Source organism: bacterium SCSIO 12643, from assembly GCA_024398135.1.
In the GTDB taxonomy this organism is placed as follows: domain Bacteria; phylum Bacteroidota; class Bacteroidia; order Flavobacteriales_G; family Salibacteraceae; genus CAJXZP01.
Window position 1 is genome coordinate 1,834,606 of the sequence record CP073750.1, and the last position, 22,799, is coordinate 1,857,404.

Here is a 22,799-nt window from a genome sequence, read left to right on the forward strand (position 1 = left end):
TATTCACTAAATTTGTAGCGCTATAGCAACACCACATGAATAAAGTATTCCTAATATTAATCTTTACAATTTTATCCATATCTAATGGATATTCACAATTTATTTTGTGGGATGCATCGCCAGGATACCATGTGATTTTTGCAGGCTCTGGTCCTAGTGGAGCTCCTGATAATACTGATGGTACAAAAGATTTCTTACTTACAGGTGCAGGGTGTAACATTATAGCTGATGGAACCGTAAATAACATGACCTTGTATACCGGAAGTTCATTAACTATTACCGGGTCCAGTACATTAACCATTAATGGAAATGCGATTATCAATTCAGGTGCTACTATCAATGTAAATTCCGGTTCAACTTTGATCATCGCATCCAATATCAATAATATTGGATCCATTTCTGTTAGTGCCGGAGGGAATTTAATTCAAACACATACTGGTGGAGCTAGCGTATCAGGAACAGGGTTTTCGGTTAGAGTTCAAGGAAATGGTTCAAGTACTCAATATAATCTCTGGTCTTCTCCTGTTTCTTCTGCTAATCTAACATCCACATTTAGTTCCTCTAATCCTTGTGATATGTTCGTCTTAGAAGCAGGAACCCAGTTATGGGGTTGGGATTTGGTTGGATCTCATACATGTGACGGAACGAGCTATGATTTTACAGGTCAAAATATTAGTGGCGCTGATGGTGTTATGGATGTGGCTAGAGGGTATACGGTATCTGGAGGTGGTACAGCAACCTTTTCAGGAACTGTTAATGATGGTGATATATCAATAGGAGTTTCTGCCACTGGTGCAACAAATCCTGATTGGGCAGGTTCAAATTGGAATTTATTAGGAAACCCATACCCTAGTTCTATCAGCGCAAGTACATTTTTAACTACAAATAGTGGTGTTCTTTCAGGGACAGTTTATTTCTGGGATGATGATAATTCCGGAGGTGGAGGATATAATGGATCTGATGATTATGCTACATGGAATTTAGCTGGTGGATCAGGTAGTCCTTCCTCCGGAGGCGGTTCCGGGGTTACTCCTAACGGGTCAATTGCTTCTGGACAAGGTTTCTTCGTACAAGCTACCTCATCTGGAACAGTGAGTTTTACGAATGCCATGCGCGGTGGGAGTAATAATCAGTTCTTTAAGATGGATAATCAAGAAGTTATTCAAAGATATTGGATTCGATCTACATCTCCTGAAAATGAAAGAAATCAAATTCTTGTAGCGTTTACGGATCAAGCAACAGATACTGTTGATTGGGGGTATGATTCTAAAAAATTCGTGGTCAGCGATAGATTTATTTTCGGGTCTTTAGTTGGAGAAGACCCGGACCCATTTGTTATTCAATCATTGCCAAAATCATCTTTAGATATTGAAAAAGAAATCCCGTTAACGCTATTTTCTAAAACAGGTGGAGTATCATCAATAGAATTATTAGACACCGAGAATATAGATTCTAACGTGGTGGTATTCATCAAAGATTATCAAACTGGTAAACTTCAAAATCTAAGTACAGGGTTATTTGCAGTATACTTAAACCCAGGTCAGCTATATGACTCACGTTTTTCTATCGTATTTGTTAATGAAGCACCTCCGGTGGGTGTTGAACAAATTAAAAATAAGGAGTTACAGGTTTATCATAACGATGGAATATTATTCTTAAATAGTTTTAATCAGGTTACCTTTAATCAAGTAAGTGTAATTAGCTCAAATGGTACTGTGGTTCTAAATGAGTCTATTCAAGATGCGCAACACTCAGAAATTAATTTATCTGGTTTAACCTCTGGTTTTTACATTGTAAAAACCAGCACTTCTGAAGGAGTTAAAACTTCTAAATTCGTTATAAAATAAAAAAGGGATAAACTCTCATTTACCCCTTTCTCATATTTTTTAATTTTCTTATTCCGTAAATTCCCAACTGGCTGAATCTTTAGAATCTTTGATTGTTATATTGACTTTACCTAACAAATCACGTATTCTATCGGCCGATTCGAAATCTCTACTTTGTCTCGCTCTTTGTCTGGAATCCATGATGATTCTCATGAGTTCATCTACTAATTCATTATTTGAGCTTTCAACACCTGAGGCCTTTTGTTCTTGCTTTAGGCCTAATACATCAAATACATATCCTCTAAATATTTGAGTCAAAGTATTCAGATCACTTTCTGAAATCTCAGCCTGATCATTGCTCAACGCTGAAATAAACTTTACCCCATCAAATAAATTGGCGATCAAAATCGGAGTATTAAAATCATCATCCATTGCATTCTTCAACTTAGATACCCAAGCATCCAAATCAAGCCCATTTGTTTGCTCTGATGGCTTAATAGTATCCAATAAAGACTCAGCCTTCATCAATCTATTAAAACCCTTCTCAGCAGCCTCTAATGCATCGCTAGAAAAATCTAAGGAACTTCTATAATGTGCCTGCAACATAAAAAAGCGAACCACCATAGGAGAAAAGCCTTTACTTAACTTATCATTATCACCGGTAAACAGCTCAAACGGTAATAATGTATTTCCGGTAGACTTACTCATACGCTGACCATTCAACGTTAGCATATTCGTATGTAACCAATACTTTACCGGATCTTTACCATTTACAGCTTTAGTCTGTGCAATCTCACATTCGTGATGTGGAAATTTTAAATCCATCCCACCACCGTGAATGTCAAATTGATCACCTAAATATTTTGAGCTCATCACTGAACACTCTAAATGCCATCCTGGAAACCCATTGCTCCATGGAGATTTCCACCTCATAATATGCATAGGCGAAGCTTTTTTCCATAAAGCAAAATCAGAAGGATTTCTTTTTTCTTCCTGACCATCTAATGCACGCGTATTGCTAATTAACTCATCAATTTTTCGACCTGACAATTCTCCATAAGAATTATTAAACTTTTTGTTGTAAGCCTCAACATCAAAATAAACAGAACCATTGCTTTCGTAAGCTAAACCATCATTTAAGATTTGTTCCGTCATAGAGATTTGCTCCACAATATGGCCTGTCGCAGTTGGTTCTATACTTGGAGGAAGATTATTAAACAAATTCAAAACCTCATGGAAATTCAAAGTATATTTCTGAACGATCTCCATTGGTTCCAATTGCGTCAGGCGCGCTCTTTTAGATATTTTATCTTCTCCTTCGTCTGCATCATTTTCCAAATGACCTGCATCCGTAATATTTCGAACATATCTTACTTTATATCCTAAAAAAGTAAGATACCTAAAGATCATATCGAATGAAATAAAAGTGCGACAATTCCCTAAATGTACTTCACTATAAACGGTTGGCCCACATACGTACATTCCTACATGAGGAGCACTTATGGGTTCAAATATTTCTTTTTTTCCACTTAACGAATTGTAAACTTTTAGTTTCGTTTCCATCCTTATTAGTTCATTTTAAACAAGCCACAAAAATAGCTGTTCAAATTTTTAATCTTCTATTTTTTAACTTCAATTTAGGTTTAAACTTTCACATCTGTTTCTACCACATTTAAACCTTTTGCGCTGATCATTTCCTTTGGAATACTGTCTTGAATGGCGTATTGTAAACGGTCAATAATTCTTCTCTTTAGAAACTGACGGGTCACTACTAAACTCACTTCTCTTACAGGAGTATCTCCAGAAATTGGCTTCACCATGTCCATATTTTTTGAAGAAATTGTAGGTAGACTTAATTCCGGAATTAGAGTCATTCCGTTTTTAACTTCTACAATTCTCTTTAGAGATTCAATGGAGTGGCTTTCGAATCTAAAATTCTCTCTAAACAATTGCTTTTTAGATTGATTACATATATTCATCACTTGATCTCTGAAACAATTTCCTTCTTTCAATAGCCAAATATCATTCACATCCAATTCCGAAATATTGATACTCGGTTTATGATAATCCACATTTGACCGTGAAACATACCCATAGAACTTCTCATAATATAAAGGCACATTTAAAATTCCAGTAGTCTCAATAGGTGTAGCAATAATTCCTACATCCAATTGACCATTTTTCAGTTTATGAATAATTTCTTCCGTGATCTCCTCCTTTACAGAAATATTAACCTCTTCATTATTCTCACTGAAGTTATTGATGAAAAGTGGAACCAAATACGGAGAAATGGTTGGAATAATACCTATAGACAAATCACCCTTCTCCACCTTTTGGTACTCTCCTACCAAATCATGCAATTTCCTTGATTGATTCACCACTTCCTTAGCCTGTTCTATGATTTGCTCACCAATCGTAGTTGGTATTATAGGCTTTTTTGTACGATCAAAAATCATTACTCCCAGCTCCTCTTCCAGGTTCTTAACCTGTGTTGTCAAAGCTGGTTGCGTTACATATCTTTTTTTTGCCGCTTCTACGAAAGAACCATATTCGGCTATCGCTAAAACGTATTCTATCTGTGTTAAAGTCATATTAGTTTGATTAACTCAATAGCAAAATTAATAAGTTTGATTTATAAAATGATAGTAATTTGAAGGGAATAAATCATCTTCCTTATTCTTTTATCCGCAGATCATAACACAATAATTAGAATCATTATTTTTGAGGCACTTGTCAACTAATTAGAAATTCAAAGTCTAAAAAATAAATACATGAATAAACAATTCAAATTCTCCTTAATAGCAGGTCTAATGTTATTATCGGGCAGTTCTGTTTATGCGCAAAAACAGAGAATGACACCTGAGCTTTTATGGAAGCTGGGTAGAGTAAGCGGAGAAACACTGAGTGAAGACGGATCAAAACTTTATTTTGGAATCACCAAATACGATACCGATGAAAATAAAGGAAATCGTGATCTATACATGATGCCAACAGAAGGTGGTAAAGTCCAACAGATCACTGATATGGAAGGAAGTGAATATGGATTACAAATCAGACCAGATGGAAAAAAAATTGGCTTTATTCATAAAGGTCAATGGTGGGAAGCTGATTTAGATGGAAACAATGCCAAACAAATCACAGAAATTGAAGGTGGTATATCTCACTTAAAATATTCCCCCGATGGAAAAAAAGTAGCTTATACTGCTGAGGTTAAAGTTGATCCATCTCTTGTAGATTTATACCCTAATCTTCCAAAAGCAGATGCCAGAATCATTGACGATCTTATGTATCGCCATTGGGACCATTGGGAAGATGGATTAAAATCTCATGTTTTTGTTGCAGACTATTCTAATGGTTCCATCACCAATGCTGTTGATATCATGAAAGGTGAGCCTTACGACTGTCCGCAACAACCTTTTGGTGGAAGCGAAGATTTTACATGGAATCCAGACGGTTCAACCATTGCGTATGTGTGTAAAAAAGAAGTTGGGGTTAAAGCCGCTGAAAGTACCAATACAGATATCTATCTCTATAATCTTTCATCAAAAGAAACAACCAATTTCACCAAAGGTAGATTAGGATATGATACGCACCCAACTTTTAGTGCTGATGGTACCAGCTTAGCATGGTTAAGTATGGAAACACCAGGTTATGAATCTGATAAACAAGTACTTTACAACTTTACATTGGATGGTAGCAAAAAAGTACGCTATGGTGGTCAATGGGATCATACAATTAGCAATTACACCTGGAGTAATGACGGAACGAAATTCTACATTAATGCTGGTATTGATGCCACATATCAATTATTTGTAACTGACGTTTGGCCAGATACAGATGCAGATAATTTGATGACTCAAATCACATCTGGAATTCATAACATTGGTGGAATTATTGGAGAATATAAGGATAAACTTATCGCTCCTAAAACAGACATGAACCATGCTGCGGAAATCTATTCATTTGGAATCAATAACGGTAAAGGCAAAAAAATCACCTCTGTAAATGATGAGGTATACAATAATGTGGACATGAGTAGAGTGGAAAAAAGATGGATGGAAACTACTGATGGTAAGCAAATGCTAACCTGGATTATTTACCCACCAAACTTTGATAAAAACAAACAATATCCTTCTCTACTTTATTGCCAGGGAGGTCCTCAGTCTGCAGTATCTCAATTCTATTCGTTTAGATGGAATTTCCAATTAATGGCTGCAAATGATTATATCATTATTGCCCCAAATAGACGAGGCTTACCAACATTCGGAACAGAATGGAATAGAGCTATTTCTCAAGATTGGGGAGGACAACCTATGAAAGATTATATGCGTGCTGTTGAAGCTATGAGAGATGAGCCTTTTATCGATCCAGATAGAATTGGAGCAGTTGGTGCAAGTTATGGAGGTTATTCTGTATATATGTTAGCAGGTATTCATGAAAACATGTTCTGTAGTTTCATCTCACACTGTGGATTATTTAATCTTGAAAGTTGGTATGGTGTAACAGAAGAATTGTTTTTCGCTAATTTCGACATTGGCGGACCTTACTGGAATAGAGCTTCAAAACCAAAATCTTACGATTTATTTTCTCCTCATAAATTCGTGAGCAACTGGAATACACCAATTATGGTGATCCATGGAGGAAATGATTTTAGAGTTCCGATCAATCAGGGAATGGAAGCATTTCAGGCTGCGAAAATTAAAGGTTTAAAAACGAGATTTTTGTATTACCCAAATGAAGGACACTGGGTATTACAACCACAAAATGGTTTACTGTGGCACAGTGAGTTTTTTAAATGGTTAGATCAAACTGTTAAAAACAGACAATAGAAAATTTGAATTCAGAAAAGTCGAATAGATTTATTCGGCTTTTTTTATGTGTTTTTATACCGAACATTAAGTATCACACCCAATAAAACTAGCATAATCCCAAGGATTGTACTCCATACCGGGATAATGTCAAAAAGTGTAAAATCAAAGAAAAGCGCGAATACAATTCCTGCATATTTCAAACTAGCTACTTTATTTGCTTCTTCTGTTTGCCAGGCCCTGGTCATAAATACTTGAGCAATTTGTGTAAATACACCCATAGCTAACAATATAAACCACTCTATTCCGACTGGTGTTTTCCAGTAATTCAAAGAAAATACAGACATCACCGGTATTGCGATTAATGGAAAATACATCACCACAATTACCGGGTGGTCGGTTCCTTTCACTTTACGTATCATATTATACGCTAAACCCGAAAACACTGCGGATAATACACCAATTAAAACATACTTGAATTCAATATCTGTATTCAGTCCTTTCATAACGATAATTCCTAAAAAGGAAACTGCGAAAAAGAACCACTGCTTATGTTTCATAGGTTCTTTTAAAATCCAGATCGCAAATAAGGATGTAAAAATGGGGGATAGATATTGAATTGTTATCGCTGTAGCAATCGGAAGATTTTGGAGTGTATAAAAAAACATGGACAATGCAGTTACTCCAAAAACACCTCTTAAAATTAAAAGTTTTCTATTATTTCCAAATGGTGAAATACCTACTCTCCAAACCACAAACAAACTTAAAACCAGTGAAATAATACTTCTAAAAAGAATCAATTCTGTTACAGGAAATCCTTCCAGTAATTTGACACATACTTGCATTAACGAAAACGAAAATGAAGAAATCAACATGTATTTTACAGCCTTGTTCAACTCTGAAAATTAAAAGTGCGCAAAGTTCAAAGAAATTTTGAAACAGGGTAGCCAGCCTTGTTTATATTTGTTTATTGGGTAATTAAAAATAACAACATTGGAAAGCATAAAAGTTGGCGTTTTAGGAAGTGGTAGTTGGGCTTCTGCTATTGTTAAAATGTTATGTGAAAACTTGGATTCCATTAATTGGTGGGTTCGAAACGAGAAATCAGCTGAACATATCATGGAGTATGGACACAACCCCAAGTACCTGACTTCAGTTAACTTTAAAACTGAAAAACTCAATATATACACAGATATTGATGAGGTTATTTCTAATTCCGATATTATAGTTTTAGCTATTCCTTCCGCATTTGTTGTTAACGCTTTTGAAAAATACTCTATCAACTTAGATGGAAAAAAACTAGTTACTGCAGTAAAGGGTATAATCCCAGAACAAAACAGAATTCCTGTACGTTTTTTCCATAAAGAGTATGGTGTAGATTATTCTGATATGTGTATGATTTCTGGGCCTTGTCATGCAGAAGAAGTTGCTCTGGAAAGATTAAGTTACCTAACTATTGCTGGCCAGGACGAAACATTTAATCAACAGATCGCAGATATTTTAGCTTGCAGATATATCAAAACGACCATATCTGATGATTTATTTGGAACTGAACTATCTGCTATTTTAAAAAATATTTACTCTATTGCCAGTGGCATTTATGCAGGTATTGGATATGGAGACAACTTCCAGGCTGTTTTAATTTCTAATGCGATTCAAGAAGTTGAAAGACTTATTGATGCGATCAATCCAATTCACCGTGATGTTTTAACATCAGCATATTTAGGCGATCTACTAGTTACGGCATATTCTCAATTTTCGAGAAATCGAAATTTCGGTTTTATGATCGGAAAGGGATATTCTGTAAAAACCGCACAAATCGAAATGGATATGGTGGCCGAAGGATACTACGCAGCAAAAAGTTTAATGGAAATCAACAAAAAATTTCAAGTAGAGATTCCGATTGTTGAAGCTGTATATAACGTACTATATCATAAAATTTCTCCAATTATTGAGATGAAGATTTTAGCAGAAAAATTCAGCTAACCTTTTAATTTTTTCGGATGAACAAAAATGGAAAAGACTGCTACGCTTAAAGATTATCTAAAACTTCATTCGGTAATTCTTGTTTGGGGTTTTACAGGTATTCTTGGAAAAGTAATAACAGTATCAGCAGTTTCCATTGTTTGGTATAGAACCCTAATTGCCTTTTTAAGTCTCTTTATTTTTCTATATCTTAAAAGAAGTGAAATAAAAGTTCCTACTGGAGTTCTCACCAAATATCTACTTACAGGCATTATTGTGGCACTTCACTGGTTCTTCTTTTTTGAGGCTTTAAAGGTTTCCACAGTTTCCGTTACTCTGGCCACATTGGCGTCCGCCACTTTATTCACATCTATCTTAGAGCCTATTTTTTTCAAAAAGAAAATCGTGGGATACGAAATTCTTTTCGGACTGATGGTTATTACCGGATTATTACTCATTTTCAGCTTCGAAACAAAATACCAATTGGGAATTATTTATAGTTTGTTATCCGCCTTTTGTGCCTCTTTGTTTACAACTCTAAACGGGATATTTGTTGGAAATGGAGGTAAACCAGCTCAAATTACCATGTACGAAATGTTGGGGGCTGTGCTTACAATCACGATATATCTTTTGGTATTTGAACATTTCGAGATCAGCAATCTCAGTTTAATAGATCCACTTAGCGGTATTTTCCATCTTAACTTAATCTACCTGCTTATTCTAGGTATTATTTGTACCTCAATTGCTTTTGTGATTAGTGTGGATGTAATGAAAAAATTGACCCCATTTACGGTTTCTATTAGTATCAACATGGAACCTATATATGCCATCATTTTGGCTTTACTTTTCTTTGGAGAAGATGAAAAAATGACCTGGGGTTTTTATTTGGGTACACTGCTCATCATAACCACTATTTTTGGTAACGGTTTTCTTAAAAAAAGAAACACTTTAAAAAAGTAATAAATGGAAGATCTACTTGAAAAAGACTGGCAGGATACAAAAGCCAAATTTGAAAAAATATTTGGTGAGGGATTAGAAATGGATGGCATTTTATTTCTTATTGGTGTTCAGGAATTAGGGAAAGGATTCAGAACTTTTCAAAAAGATGAAAAGATGAACTTAATGCATATTGCAGTATGTAAATTACTAGAACAATATGGTTATTATGAATTTTCACATAGAGATGACGATGGTTGGCCTCATTTCAACCAAAATGACCATCTACCTCAATTATCAAAAAAAGATCAGGAGAAGCTCTTAAAAGAAGCTATAATTACTTACAGTCGTACAGAGTTATAGTCTGTTTACTGGTTTGTTCAGGTTTAATACTAATAAACGTTGTTCCGCAAATAGTATCTTTGGTAATAGTCATTGTCGTATCCGGTAGTACACCAGTAATAACAGTATCGTAAATATTACCCGCAGCAGTCACTTGCAACACTTTAGGAAGTTCAAACTCACGTGTATAGACGCCATTTTTATCTGCAGCTCCTTCAATTTCGATTTCACAAGGAAGGTTAACCGAAGACGTACAAGTCAATAAAACATCAGCAAAAGGTACTGGATCTCCATCCTTAGTAACCACAACTATCTCTGCTACTGTTGGCTCAACCGTCTTTTTACATGATACGATAAAAGCAAAGCCGATAACTACTAAAACAGTTACTAAATTAAATACACTTTTCATTTATACTTTTTTTAAAATGCTTGTTGGTCTAAGAATACAAACACAGATATTTCGCCAATATTAGCTATTTAACGCGTTATTCGCAAGTTAAATATACGCAAGCCCAGTTAAATAGTTGCTTTTAATGAAGCTATAAAATTAAAACCAGGACCGACAATTCCAGATGAATACGCACGATATCGCTGATTTGTTATATTCTCAACACCAAAGGTTAACATTGATTTTTTGGTAATATATATAGCTGATTTTAAATTTAGAGTGTACCAATTCGGTGCATATAAACCTCCATTTTCATCTAAAACATAAATATGCGGCTTTAACAATTCAGATGGTGCCATTTTTTTATTTGATATAGCACCATTATAGTTGATATACGCATCAAACCTTAACTTTTTAAACTCATAAATTATATGTGCATTTGCAAAGACAGGAGTTACATGTCTTAAATTATTTCCTTCATTGTCTTTACCATAAGTATATGTAACACCACCCTTGCATTTCCAATTTCTATTTATTTCAGCAGATACATTCAAACTTACCCCTGAAATCTTAGCGCTTCCGGTATTTACAATTGCCTGTACCTGACTTAACTCTCCATCATAAATTATGGAGTCCTGACCATTTACCTGAAATTCTCTTTGAACCATAGCATCCACTAAAAACGAATAAAAACCGGATAATTCAAACTTGTACTGTTTATCTGATCCAAAGGTCTTAGCTAACAAACCATCTACAGAATACAAATATTCGGGTTTTAAATCCGGATTTGGAACAATAACATTTCCAGGTTGTGAATCAAACACTTTAGCTATATCATCAATATTCGGAGCTTTAAATCCAGAGGAAAAATTCATATTCATCTGCCAGGATTCACCTGGTCGATGTGCCACACCTAAACTACCTGTTACCGCACCTGTATTCTGATCAATCTCATAATTACCCTGACTTTTATAAAAAGTAGTATCTAAAGTAGCATCTATCAATATTTGATTATAACGAAGTCCAAAAACAAACGTAGTTTTTCGGCTATGATTTACTTGAAAATTTACATACGCAGCGTTACTCATATATCTGGAATCATCAGGATATCTGGTCATAATTGGAATTTCTTCACCATTATCTTTGGATATAGCTTTTGATTTTACCTTGTTATAAATGAATTCCACCCCATAATAAAGCGTTGACCTTCCACTAATGGCATTATCAAAATCAAAATTGGCGGAATACATATCTACCTGCTCCGTTTGATTTTTCTCAGATGTTGAACCAAACCTTCTACTAATTCTACTTTCTTCAAAATTTTGAAATGCCAGGGTTACTTTTAAATTATCAAATGCTCCATTAGGTGCATTTAAATTCATAGATAGATTATTCATCATCCACTTTTGAGGACCATAATCCCACCTGGCAAATTTTAAAGTGTCTTCATTTTTACGTTGAATCAATCGATCATATCTAGGAATATCGGAAGTATTAGAATAAAGAAAACTATAATCGAAATTAATTCTATCGTTTAATTTATAACCGATTTTTTGCATTAATGCATATGAAGAATATCCTGTAAACTTTTGCTCTAACCCATCTCCATTCAATATCATTTTATCTGCTCCGTCTATCGTTTCTACGTAGTCTTTTCTGAGATATTCATCACGTCCATTGGTTCCCATTTTTAAATCTGAAAATTGACTATATGAAATCGATGTTACTGAGCTCCATTTTGATGAGCCTATTGAAAAATCAATATGAGGACTTAACTCATTATTCGCACTACTATATCGGACCATTGCATTTCCTTTGAAAAAGTTTCCCGAATCAGAATATGATGTGGATAAAGTTTGAAAATCCATCACACCTCCTAAGGCATCACTGCCATAAATCACTGACCCCGGGCCAAAAACTACTTCACTTTTCTCTACAATATTTGGATCAATAGATATCACATTTTGTAAATTTCCTCCTCTAAAAATCGCATTGTTCATTCTAACACCATCCACAACAATCAACACTTTATTTGCCGAAAACCCCCTAATCATTGGACTTCCTCCACCCATTTGGCTTTTCTGTACAAATACTTCTCCTGAAGATGCTATTAAATCAGCTGACGTTTGAGGATCGTTAAGCTTAATATCTTTTGCGGTAATTGAAACCAGTTTATTTGGAACTTCCTCACGCGCCTGAATTCTCTTATTTGCCGAAATCACAAACTCTTCGAGATTTAATATGGTTGGATGTAATTCTAACTTGTATCTGGAAGTATATAAATCTTGTTTTTTGAATAATACCTGTGTGTAAGATGTATGAGAAAAAACCATAAAGTCATTATTCTCAAATTCTGAAATATCACAAGTTCCCAGGGAATCCGTAGTCGTAGATTTTTTTTCATCGATCGTATAGATATGCACTCCTGAAATAGGTTCTTTTGTAGCATAATCTATAACCTCCAATTTTTGTGCAAATACATTTTGCATAAAAACTATCAATCCAAAAACCAATATAAAAAATGAAATTTTCATTAAACAAACAGCGTTTCCAAAACTCCTTGAGATTTCAGGTTTGTTAATCCGGGAATATGAATCTGATAATATCTTATCAGCGCATCCAGGATCACTTTTCTTTCAGAACTATTAAAATTCAGTGTATTACATGTATCAATTTTCGTGCCCAGCAACGATGCAAACATATCTTTTTTTTCTCCTTCCAGATATGCACTGCTACTCGGTAAAATATCAGTAAAAACACCTTCTTGCATATCGAAATAATAACCAGATTTTAAATGAGGTTGGAAGCCTAAATATCTACTCAACTCTTTTAAAAAAACCAGATGAAAATTTGCTATGCTGTCTTTTGTAATTTCCAAATACTTTAAAGCATTTTCAACAAATAAGAACATTTCTTTTTCTGGATGAGGTTCTTTGATACATCTATTCAACAATTCCGATAGAAATAAAACAATCATACGTTTTCCCATATTTGAACGAATATCAATATACGGAGTGTTTAACTTTATCTCTTTAGGACGGATTAACTTCTCAACATCTTTAAAGTTAGCTACAATATCCAGAATACTTAAGGGTTCAAATAGAGCAATACCAACTTTTGATTTTTTTCCTTTTACTCCGGAAACCAGAAAACTTATTTTTCCATAGTCCAGAGCTAAAGCCTGAACCACTATACTATTTTCAGAGTAATTGGTTTTGTGTAAAACAATAATTCGCGTTTTACTATACATAGCAATGTTTCATTCAGCTATTTGGTAAACAGAATTTTAGCAACCTGAGAATCATTACCTTGTGTATCTATTCCAAAAACCAAATACACCCCGGTAGCCACTCTATTTCCATTCATATCATTTCCATTCCAAACCGCCTGTGTTCCTTCAGCAATTGTTTCAAACACCATATTTCCAGCAACATCGGTAATTCTAACCGCAGAATTTGCCGTTAACCCTTTAATCGCAATTAATCCATAATAGTCTTCAGGTACGGGATTAGGGTATGCATACGTATCTTTCAATCTTGCCTCTGCATCTGTTGCTGTACCTTTAAAAGCTATGATGCCTTCATTGGTTCCAAATAAAACCTCTCCAGTTGATTCATTAATTTCTATTGTTCTAATAAAATTAGAGATTAAAGGACTATTCTCTGCGGTAAAGTGATGAATCTCTTCGGTTCCATCAGCTGACATTAAAAATACACCTGAGCCTCTCGTTCCAAACCATTTTCGATTCGCACCATCAACTGCAATTGCGGTAACCGTTTCTGTACCCAATAAATACTGGAAATAACCATCAACTGATACAATGATTTGCTGCGCATCTACATTTGCATTTTCGACAAAAACACTACTCGGTGAATGAAATACAGCAACACCCTCTGCAGTTCCAACCCAAATTTCACCATCTTTATCTTCAGCTATACTGTAGATGTCTCTAGAAGGTAATCCTCCGGTACCAGAATTATTATTAAGAATTCGTGATTGATCATCCGAAACATCATCCAGCGTTCCTCCATCATCAAAAACTAAAATTCCTTTCCCAGCATGAGGTAAAATCGTCCATTTATATCCGCTCTCAGCAACAATCATTGGTCCGGTAAGATCTTCCGAAATAAGCGAACCAAAACTATACGAATACCATTTTTTATCATATGTATATACTGCTACCGGAAATTCATTTCTTGAATTAGCCATCCATAAATTCCCTTGCGAATCAAAATCAAATCCAGTCACTCCGACCCAACCTTCAAGTCCTCCTGCTTCCTTCAAAGTACTGTTTTGTTCGTCAAAAATATTAGACGTTTTATAGTTTTTAAATTCAATTAATCCACCACCTAAAGATGCTCCATAAGCCAAATTTGGATCGTTAGGATGTGAAATCACATCGATGATATCATACACACTATCTAAAACAGGATCCTTGAATTTATTGATATTATCCCAGTTTAATGACTTATCGCGCCAATAAACACCATCATTACTAAATACATTGTTCCAATTATTTTCACGTCCTCCGGCAGCCACCCAAATTCTATTTTCTCTAATATCAATTGCATCCACCTTAGCATTATTCGGACTCTCTGGATGTACTACGGTATACCAAAACGGTCTTGGATTCTCAATTAAACCCAGTTCATTATCTCCAATCCAAATCACACTATCCTTGCCTAAAATAGCATCATTAGCGGAAGCGAATGTACCCTCTCCATAATTCACAATTCTATTCATTTCATTCCAATCATTATCATATGAAGAGATATATTGATAATGAGAAATTAATAAGTAATTATCATATGCAGAAACTGATTTATTTGATTTGCCAAATAATTCAATAATTGGAGTCCACAACTGTGAGGAATTCATTTCGTAAAGCGTATCCGAATCTGCAGTATCTCCTGGTAAATTTGCAAATACTCTATCACCAAAAGACTCCACAATATCATACGATTTATTCGGATATGGCAAATTCATATCCTTTTTCCAGGTTTCATAAAAGGTAATTTGCGGATCATTCATATAAGCTTTTCGGATTCCATCTACAGTAGCTGCATAAATGGTATCCGCATAAATGGTAATATCATTTACAAATATGTAACCTCCATTTTCATCAATCAGATAAGTCTCTGAAAATTCCTTACGCTCTACATCAAACTTAATAATCCCAAATCCGGTTGCAATAAAAGCATACTGCTTATACATATGGATTTTATTCAGCGATTTATTTCCGGCAATCGTTTTTCTATTTAGATCGGTAAGTGTGATAATTTCAAAAGGAGTAATTAAATCAATTTTACCATTCACATATCCAACTACAAATGTTTTTTCTTGCTGATTATAGCCAACACAAGTGACACCAATATCTGATAGTCCTTCAACTTTTGAAAATCTTAAAAAACTATTATCGTCTTTTATAAATTCAATTAAACCAGAATACGTTGCTCCATAAACTCGATCTTCACCTTCAGCTACCGAAAAAACTTTATGGTAAGGTAGATAATCTACCCACTCATTAACTTGCCCTCCTTGTCCATAAATTGATAAAGTTGTAAAGAGTGCAGTAAATATTGAAATATAAATTTCCTTTAGTTTCATGCTTTTAAATCTATACTGACAAACTTTCAAATCATTGAAATATTGCTAATTGTATAAAAAATCAGGTTATTCTTAATTATACATCTGATTATCAATTAAATATATTAAACCTTCTAAAATCTCACAACTCAAATAAACTTAATACTAGTATCATATTCTAACATTACTATTCAAAATAAGCCTTATTTCAAGTTTAAATTAAAAAATCTGTGTTTCACGTGAAACTATCTACCCAAATGAACTAGAATAACAGAAATATCTGCAGGTGAAACTCCACTTACCCTGGAAGCTTGTCCCAAATTCGTTGGTTTGATTTTACTCAATTTTTCTCTTGCCTCAAAAGAAAGTGATTTTAATTGATAATAATCCAGATCATGCTTCAACTTTATATGATCCAAATTTTTTAATCTATCAGCAAGTTTCTTTTCTCTTTCAATATAACCAGAATATTTTACAGAAATTTCTATTTGCTCTAATAACTCTCTTTCATCTGGTACACCATTACTCAGCTTTGACAATTCAGGAGAAAACTCTTGTAAATCCATAATACCAACCTGAGGTCGGGATAACACACTGACCATTTTAACCTTTTGCCTAATTGGGGTAGTTCCAAGTTTTTCTAAACTACTATTTATCGTATTAGGAACAGCGCTAAACTCTTTTAAATGCTTTACCAGAGCATCCGTTTTGGACAACTTTTCTTCAAGTTTATTTAATCTTCTTTCATCCGCTAAACCAATATCAAAAGACTTTTGAGTTAATCTTATATCAGCATTATCCTGTCTCAATAATATTCTATGTTCCGCTCTAGAAGTAAACATTCTATATGGTTCCTCGGTTCCCTTTGTTATCAAATCATCAATTAACACTCCAATATAAGCTTCATCACGGGACAAAATAAACGGATCATTTCCCTTTACACTCAATGCGGCATTCACCCCCGCAATTAAACCTTGACCAGCTGCCTCTTCATATCCAGTAGTTCCGTTAATCTGCCCAGCAAAATATAAAGAATCTATAACCTTAGTTTCCAATGTGTTCTTTAACTGAGTTGGTGGAAAATAGTCATATTCTATCGCATAGCCAGGCTTCATGATCTTTGCTTTTTCGAAACCCGGAATCAGCTTCATAGCTGATAACTGTACTTCTTTTGGAAGAGAAGTCGAAAAACCATTTACATATACTTCACTAGTATCCCAACCTTCTGGTTCAACAAAGATTTGATGTCTATCTTTATCAGCGAATCTATCAATTTTATCTTCTATTGAAGGACAATATCTCGGTCCCAATCCTTTGATTCTACCCGCATACATCGGAGAATCATCAAAACCAACCCTCAACTCATTATGCACATCATCGTTTGTATATGTAATCCAACAAGATCTCTGTTTACTCAAAATTTTTGAATCCAAATAAGAAAATTTCCACGCATCCTGATCACCAAACTGCTCTTCCATTTTAGAATAATCCAGAGATCTACCATCTACTCTTGGTGGTGTACCAGTTTTCATTCTTCCAGTTTCAAAACCAAGATTCATCAAATTCTCGGTTATTCCCAACGAAGATCTTTCTCCCATTCTACCTCCAGAAAATTGTTGCTTTCCCAAATGCAATACACCATTTAAAAAAGTTCCAGATGTCAAAATAACTTTCCTTCCCTCAATCTGAACACCCATCTGTGTATTAACACCAGTTACCCTTCCGTTCTTTACAATTAGAGACATTACAGTATCCTGCCAAAAATCCAAATTCTCAAGATTCTCTAATCTTTTCCTCCATTCGATAGAAAACAAAACACGATCATTCTGTGTACGTGGACTCCACATTGCAGGACCCTTCGATCTATTTAACATTCTAAACTGAATTGCACTTGCATCAGAAACCAATCCCGAATAACCTCCTAATGCATCAATCTCTCTTACAATTTGTCCTTTTGCTACACCACCCATAGCAGGATTACAAGACATTTGTCCAATCCGCGATAAATCCATGGTCACTAATAATACAGACACCCCAAGATTTGCAGCAGCTGCCGCTGCCTCAGCACCTGCATGACCTGCACCAACAACTATTACATCATAACTCTTTAACATCACCCAAATGTTTCACGTGAAACAATAGAATCTTCATCTATCCTATCAAGATAAAAACTCTCTTTTTTACGCATAATTTTAATATCCTCTTCCAACTTATCCTTATATCCACATAAATGCAACACACCATGAATAACAACTCTCAAAAATTCATTTAAATAGCCAACATTCATCGTTTTAGCATTATCATTTATACGATCCCAACTTATCAAAACATCACCACTAATTTCCTTACCATTGGAATCATCAAAAGTAATCACATCTGTATAGTAATCATGAGAAAGAAACTTCCTGTTATAATCTAATAAATCCTCATCACTCATAATCACAAACGTAAGAGTACCAACAGAAAATCCCTCATTCACAATACTCTCATCCAACCATTTTTTAATACAGCTATAATCGAATATATTTAAACTTTCAATATTTTCAATAAATTCTATACTCATTAATATTTCACTTCACCGTTATATATTTGAACTTGACCTTTATAATAGTTAGAAAGACCAGGATTAAATATTCTTAATAATTCCAATTCATATTTCTTCTCCAATTGGTATTTCTCCAATTCATCTTCATTTTTATAATCTATATCTCTTGACTCTTCAGATTCTCTTTTATGATCTAAATCTCTTTTCCTCTTCGCATTCTCAGCCTCTAACATACGAATCTCAATCTCCTTTTGTCGCATAAAAAATTCATTATCCAAATCAAAATTGATCATATCCTCTTCATTTTTTTCAAGCAATTCTTCCAATTTCTTTAACTCACCTGCACCACTCATATTTCCTTCTTTCTTTAGCTCATCAGCCATCTTTTGTATTTCTCTGCGAATCATCTCTTGTTGTGCAGCCATTTCTGCAATCTCTTTGCTCATACCCATACCCATCTTCCCCGGGTTCTTTTGACCAGGTTTGTTACCTTTCTCCAACTCTTTCTTCAACTGCTCCATCCTCTTTGCTAAATCTTGCTGCTTCATTTTAGATTTTTTCATAGATGGTTTTGGCTTACCCTGCCCCGGTTTAGAACAACTACCATTACTTTGATTTTGCTGGCTCTGTTGTTCTTGCATTTGCTGAATTATCTCATCAAGTAATACCGCCAAATTATTGATAGCAGTCAGAGATTTTTGCTGGTGCATTAAAGTTTCAGAAAACTTCCGTTCTTGTAACTCTTTCACGCTTAAATTCATTTCCCTGGATATTGTACTTACATCCTCCGTTATTACCTCATTTAATTGATAAACACGTGTAGCTAATGCCATTAAAGAATCTTTAACCATATTAGAATTTTCAATCATATTCTTTTGATCCTGATTAATACCCACCACCCTAGGGTCATTCTGATCAATAGCACGCAACTCCATCATCAAACCTTCCTGATCAAAAGATAATACCAATAAATTTTCAAGTATCTTTCTTAAAGACTCCAAATCCTCACCCTGCTGAGAATTCATTTGCATTTGCATATTCATTTGCATACGCTCAGCCATTTCTTTCATCTTTTTACCCGCTTTCTTCTGATCATTTGAAGACTTTTCAAACTCACTTTTTTCTAAATTATCTTTAGCACTTTCCTGATCAGAACTAATTTCATCAACAGAATTAGAATCAATATTCATTTCATTAGGATCATCCAACTCGTTATTCAATGAATCTAATTTCCGAAGGCTTTCTTCAATATTTTCAAATTCTTTATTCAAGCTATCTTGTTTGTCTAATAAGTCAGGATCATCACTTTTTTCCAATGTTTCCTCAGCCAATTTCAATTGCTCCTCAGCCAACTTCTCAAGATCATTCATCACTTCACTAAACTCTTGTTCAAACTCCATCTGTTTAAAGATTTCCAAATTCATATCCAACTCATCTTTAAGTTCTTCATTATTCATTTGCATCTTATCCAAATGTTCTTGAATCTTCTTCTTATCTAACTCATCTAATAATTTCTGTAATTCATCTAACAACTTTTTGGATTCTTCATCCATCAATTTATTAAACAAATCATTTAATTGCTTTTGTTTATCTAATAATTCCTCATCAATAACATTATTATCATTCTTATATGAATGATTATGTTTTTCCAAACGCTCACTCAATTCTTTAAGTTGCTCTTGATGCTTCGTACTCTTATCCAATAAGCTTTCTAACTCCTTTTTACTATCCCAATCCAACTGTTTTTTATCTAGTAGATCCTTTCTAAGTTTATCCATGTCACGATCCAGTAAGCTTTTATCTCTAACCAGATTATCCATATCGCTAATCAAATCATCTCTCTCCTGATCCAACTCATTCCTTTTTTCTTTGTCATTCAAAATTTTAATATCGAATAACTCAGATTCTCTCATCTTATAATTATGCAAAACATCATTATCTCGAACTTCAAAACTCAGCTTAATAGACTCATCATATTGATCCACATCCAATTGATAAGAAAACACATCCAATAAAACACCATCCCTAACATTGATTCGATCCCTGACCAGGCTATCACCTATTATAAGTTTAACAACTAAATCCTTAAACCCATAATCGTCTTCAATACTTCCCGTATATGAATAGATACCATTTTCGTAAACCTCCTTTACAACAATATCTGGATATTTATCCGCGATTACATTTACCTCACCACTAAACCCAATTACATTATCACTTAATACATTGTTTAATACAACATCATAATCAAAATCACTAAAAACTTCTTTTACAAACTCTGTCTCTAACTTCTTAGAAATATCCAATCGATTCGTATCATTATTAATAGCTAAATATGCGTTAGTTGAATTATTTAAATTTAAGTTCCAATGAACTCTCGATCCATATGGTACTTGAAGCAATGAAGGATGATCTATCAACTTATTCGGTAATTTCATATAATCCGGAAAAATAATTTCAGCCTTTATTCCTGTTATTTCAACATCTTTAAAAACCATAATATCATACGATCTACTCTCATATTTGCCAGCTAGAAAAATTAATCTGGTATCTTCATGAATATCTTCCAAATGATAATTAAATCTATTTCCAGACAAATGATTCATCCTAAAAACATTACCATTCACATCAATATTCACACTTTGAGGTAATTCATCTCCATTTAATTCCAATAATACCTCTACATTATCACCGGAAATTACACGATCTTCAAAACCCAATATTTTAAACTCAAAAGGAGCTATTCGCGCATAATTAACTTCATAGTTGATTAAACGATTAGAACCTTCCGTAATCACTTTGGAATTAAATACCAACAATCCAATAAAAAAACTCACTGGTATTAAAATGTAAAAAATCTTCTTATTAGTAGTCACAGGCGGAGCTGCTGAAACAAAATCAAAGCCCTGGAAACTACCAGCGTTTTGATTTAATGCAGCCAACATGAGTATATCCTCACTATTTTGGTTATAAAATTGTACGGTGTTTAATAACTTATCACCAATCTCCGAATAATATCCACCTATATATTTAGATGCTTCTTCTAAACTAAGACCTTTATTAATTCTTAATAATCTAAAAATTGGATCCAGAATCCAATAATAAATACCAGATAAAACAATAAGGATAAAACCATAAAAAATAATAAACCTCAGAAAATCAGATAAATCACCATAAAAGAAAATAGCATCAAATAGCAGAAAAAAGCTTAAAACAATAGAAAAAAAGAAAAATATTCCTCTAAATAACTTATTGATATAAAACCTTTTATAAAATTTTTCTATCTTAAAAAGTAAGTTTTCAACATTTATTTGGTGAAATTTCTCCATATTTGCATCTATGATCGTTGATAGACGGTTGAACCTAAACTAAAGCAGCTTGACAAATTAATTTTTGTTAATAACAATGAATCATATGATTACCAAGATCCCATCAATATCAACAACAAAGGTGTTAAAAAATTTGCTAGCCGTAGCATTATTGATTCTAATTCCTACAATTACATTTAGTCAATTACGCTCTCAGTACTGGAAACGTTTTAAAAATGAATTCTATTTTGGTGCTGGTGCTACAAACTATTTAGGTGATTTAGGTGGTGGTGTTGAATCTGGAAATCATTCTCTGAGTGATCTTAACATGAAAGCCACATCTTATGTTATTTCCACTGGATTAAGAACCAAATTAACTGAAATGGTTACTTTCAAGTTTGATTTATCTTTTGGAAATGCAACTGGAGCCGACAGTTTAACAAAAAATACAGGTAGAGCAAGTAGAAATTTATCATTTAGAACTAGATTTATTACACTTTCACCAATTATTGAAGTCTACGTTATTCCTGAAAGATTTGGAAGAGGTTCTTCACCATTTTCAGCATATTTAGCTTCTGGATTAAGATTGATGTACTTTAACCCTCAGGCCGAATATCAAGGTACTTGGTACGACTTACAACCACTTGGAACTGAAGGGCAATTATCAGCTGGTGCTGCGCCTTACTCAAGATTCACTATAGGTCTTCCATTAATTGTAGGGTTTAAATACGCTTTACCATCCCAACGTGGAGGAAAAACAGGTTCTTGGACTATAGGTGTTGAAGCATCTGCAAATTGGTTAATGACTGATTATTTTGATGATGTAAGTACTACATATTCCGATCCTGAAGGTATAAGAAAAGCAAGTGGTAATATAGCTGCTATACTTTCTGATAGAAGACTTTCCTCTTCTCAAGGAAGTGGAATAGGTGTAAGGGGTAATCCAACTTCGAATGACTGGTATGGTACAATTCAAATCATTGTTGGGAAGCAACTTTACACAAAATCTAGTAGAAGAAGAAGACCTTCTGGTAGAGGAACTTATTTCTAAAAACAAATTCTCGCTAATTTTCGTTTGAAAATTTAATATCTTCG

General features: G+C 34.1%; 16 protein-coding genes. 6 read left to right on the top strand and 10 right to left on the bottom strand.

Features of this window, described 5'->3' with window-relative positions:
- Positions 1 to 35 precede the first annotated feature (35 nt).
- A complete protein-coding gene (locus KFE94_07820; protein ID UTW68012.1) occupies positions 36 to 1,847 on the top strand; it encodes a T9SS type A sorting domain-containing protein in 1,812 nt (603 codons plus the stop codon).
- A 48-nt stretch (positions 1,848 to 1,895) separates the two neighbouring features.
- Here the strand turns inward: KFE94_07820 and cysS are convergent, their stop codons facing one another.
- Both cysS and KFE94_07830 read right to left on the bottom strand, forming a co-directional pair.
- Positions 1,896 to 3,389, bottom strand: a complete 1,494-nt coding sequence (gene cysS / locus KFE94_07825) for a cysteine--tRNA ligase (GenBank protein UTW68013.1) — start codon at positions 3,387 to 3,389, stop codon at positions 1,896 to 1,898.
- Positions 3,390 to 3,469: 80 nt separating this feature from the next.
- On the bottom strand, positions 3,470 to 4,417 hold the full coding sequence (locus KFE94_07830) for a LysR family transcriptional regulator (protein UTW68014.1): 948 nt from the start codon (positions 4,415 to 4,417) through the stop codon (positions 3,470 to 3,472).
- Between the two features lie 180 nt (positions 4,418 to 4,597).
- Here KFE94_07830 and KFE94_07835 point away from each other — a divergent pair, with 180 nt between their 5' ends.
- Entirely contained in the window at positions 4,598 to 6,655 is a 2,058-nt protein-coding gene (locus KFE94_07835) for a S9 family peptidase (GenBank protein UTW68015.1), read from the top strand.
- Between the two features lie 44 nt (positions 6,656 to 6,699).
- Here the strand turns inward: KFE94_07835 and KFE94_07840 are convergent, their stop codons facing one another.
- Positions 6,700 to 7,509 (bottom strand): DMT family transporter, encoded by an 810-nt coding sequence (locus KFE94_07840; protein UTW68233.1) that lies wholly within the window; start codon positions 7,507 to 7,509, stop codon positions 6,700 to 6,702.
- A 109-nt stretch (positions 7,510 to 7,618) separates the two neighbouring features.
- Between KFE94_07840 and KFE94_07845 the strand changes: the two genes are divergently transcribed.
- The 3 genes from KFE94_07845 to KFE94_07855 are packed head-to-tail and all read left to right on the top strand — an operon-like array spanning position 7,619 to position 9,898.
- Entirely contained in the window at positions 7,619 to 8,620 is a 1,002-nt protein-coding gene (locus tag KFE94_07845) for an NAD(P)H-dependent glycerol-3-phosphate dehydrogenase (protein ID UTW68234.1), read from the top strand.
- 27 nt (positions 8,621 to 8,647) lie between these two features.
- Complete coding sequence (locus KFE94_07850) at positions 8,648 to 9,559, top strand: DMT family transporter (GenBank protein ID UTW68016.1); 912 nt, start codon at positions 8,648 to 8,650, stop codon at positions 9,557 to 9,559.
- A 3-nt stretch (positions 9,560 to 9,562) separates the two neighbouring features.
- Complete coding sequence (locus KFE94_07855; GenBank protein UTW68017.1) at positions 9,563 to 9,898, top strand: hypothetical protein; 336 nt, start codon at positions 9,563 to 9,565, stop codon at positions 9,896 to 9,898.
- Here KFE94_07855 and KFE94_07860 read toward each other — a convergent pair.
- From KFE94_07860 to KFE94_07890, 7 genes are all read right to left on the bottom strand, one after another.
- Positions 9,873 to 10,286 (bottom strand): hypothetical protein, encoded by a 414-nt coding sequence (locus KFE94_07860; protein UTW68018.1) that lies wholly within the window; start codon positions 10,284 to 10,286, stop codon positions 9,873 to 9,875. The genes KFE94_07855 and KFE94_07860 overlap by 26 nt on opposite strands.
- A gap of 107 nt (positions 10,287 to 10,393) precedes the next feature.
- Positions 10,394 to 12,754 carry a TonB-dependent receptor gene (locus KFE94_07865; protein UTW68019.1) on the bottom strand — a complete coding sequence of 787 codons (2,361 nt, stop codon included), beginning with the start codon at positions 12,752 to 12,754 and terminating at the stop codon, positions 10,394 to 10,396.
- A 44-nt stretch (positions 12,755 to 12,798) separates the two neighbouring features.
- Positions 12,799 to 13,515 carry a DNA repair protein RecO gene (gene recO / locus KFE94_07870; protein UTW68020.1) on the bottom strand — a complete coding sequence of 239 codons (717 nt, stop codon included), beginning with the start codon at positions 13,513 to 13,515 and terminating at the stop codon, positions 12,799 to 12,801.
- Between the two features lie 17 nt (positions 13,516 to 13,532).
- Entirely contained in the window at positions 13,533 to 15,872 is a 2,340-nt protein-coding gene (locus KFE94_07875) for a hypothetical protein (GenBank protein UTW68021.1), read from the bottom strand.
- A gap of 224 nt (positions 15,873 to 16,096) precedes the next feature.
- Entirely contained in the window at positions 16,097 to 17,965 is a 1,869-nt protein-coding gene (gene mnmG / locus KFE94_07880) for a tRNA uridine-5-carboxymethylaminomethyl(34) synthesis enzyme MnmG (protein UTW68022.1), read from the bottom strand.
- Positions 17,965 to 18,414 (bottom strand): rRNA maturation RNase YbeY, encoded by a 450-nt coding sequence (gene ybeY, locus KFE94_07885; protein UTW68023.1) that lies wholly within the window; start codon positions 18,412 to 18,414, stop codon positions 17,965 to 17,967. Before ybeY ends, mnmG begins: the two co-directional genes overlap by 1 nt.
- On the bottom strand, positions 18,414 to 21,725 hold the full coding sequence (locus KFE94_07890) for a hypothetical protein (protein ID UTW68024.1): 3,312 nt from the start codon (positions 21,723 to 21,725) through the stop codon (positions 18,414 to 18,416). Before KFE94_07890 ends, ybeY begins: the two co-directional genes overlap by 1 nt.
- Before the next feature lie 85 nt (positions 21,726 to 21,810).
- Between KFE94_07890 and KFE94_07895 the strand changes: the two genes are divergently transcribed.
- Positions 21,811 to 22,755 carry a hypothetical protein gene (locus KFE94_07895; GenBank protein ID UTW68025.1) on the top strand — a complete coding sequence of 315 codons (945 nt, stop codon included), beginning with the start codon at positions 21,811 to 21,813 and terminating at the stop codon, positions 22,753 to 22,755.
- The last annotated feature ends 44 nt before the right edge of the window (positions 22,756 to 22,799 follow it).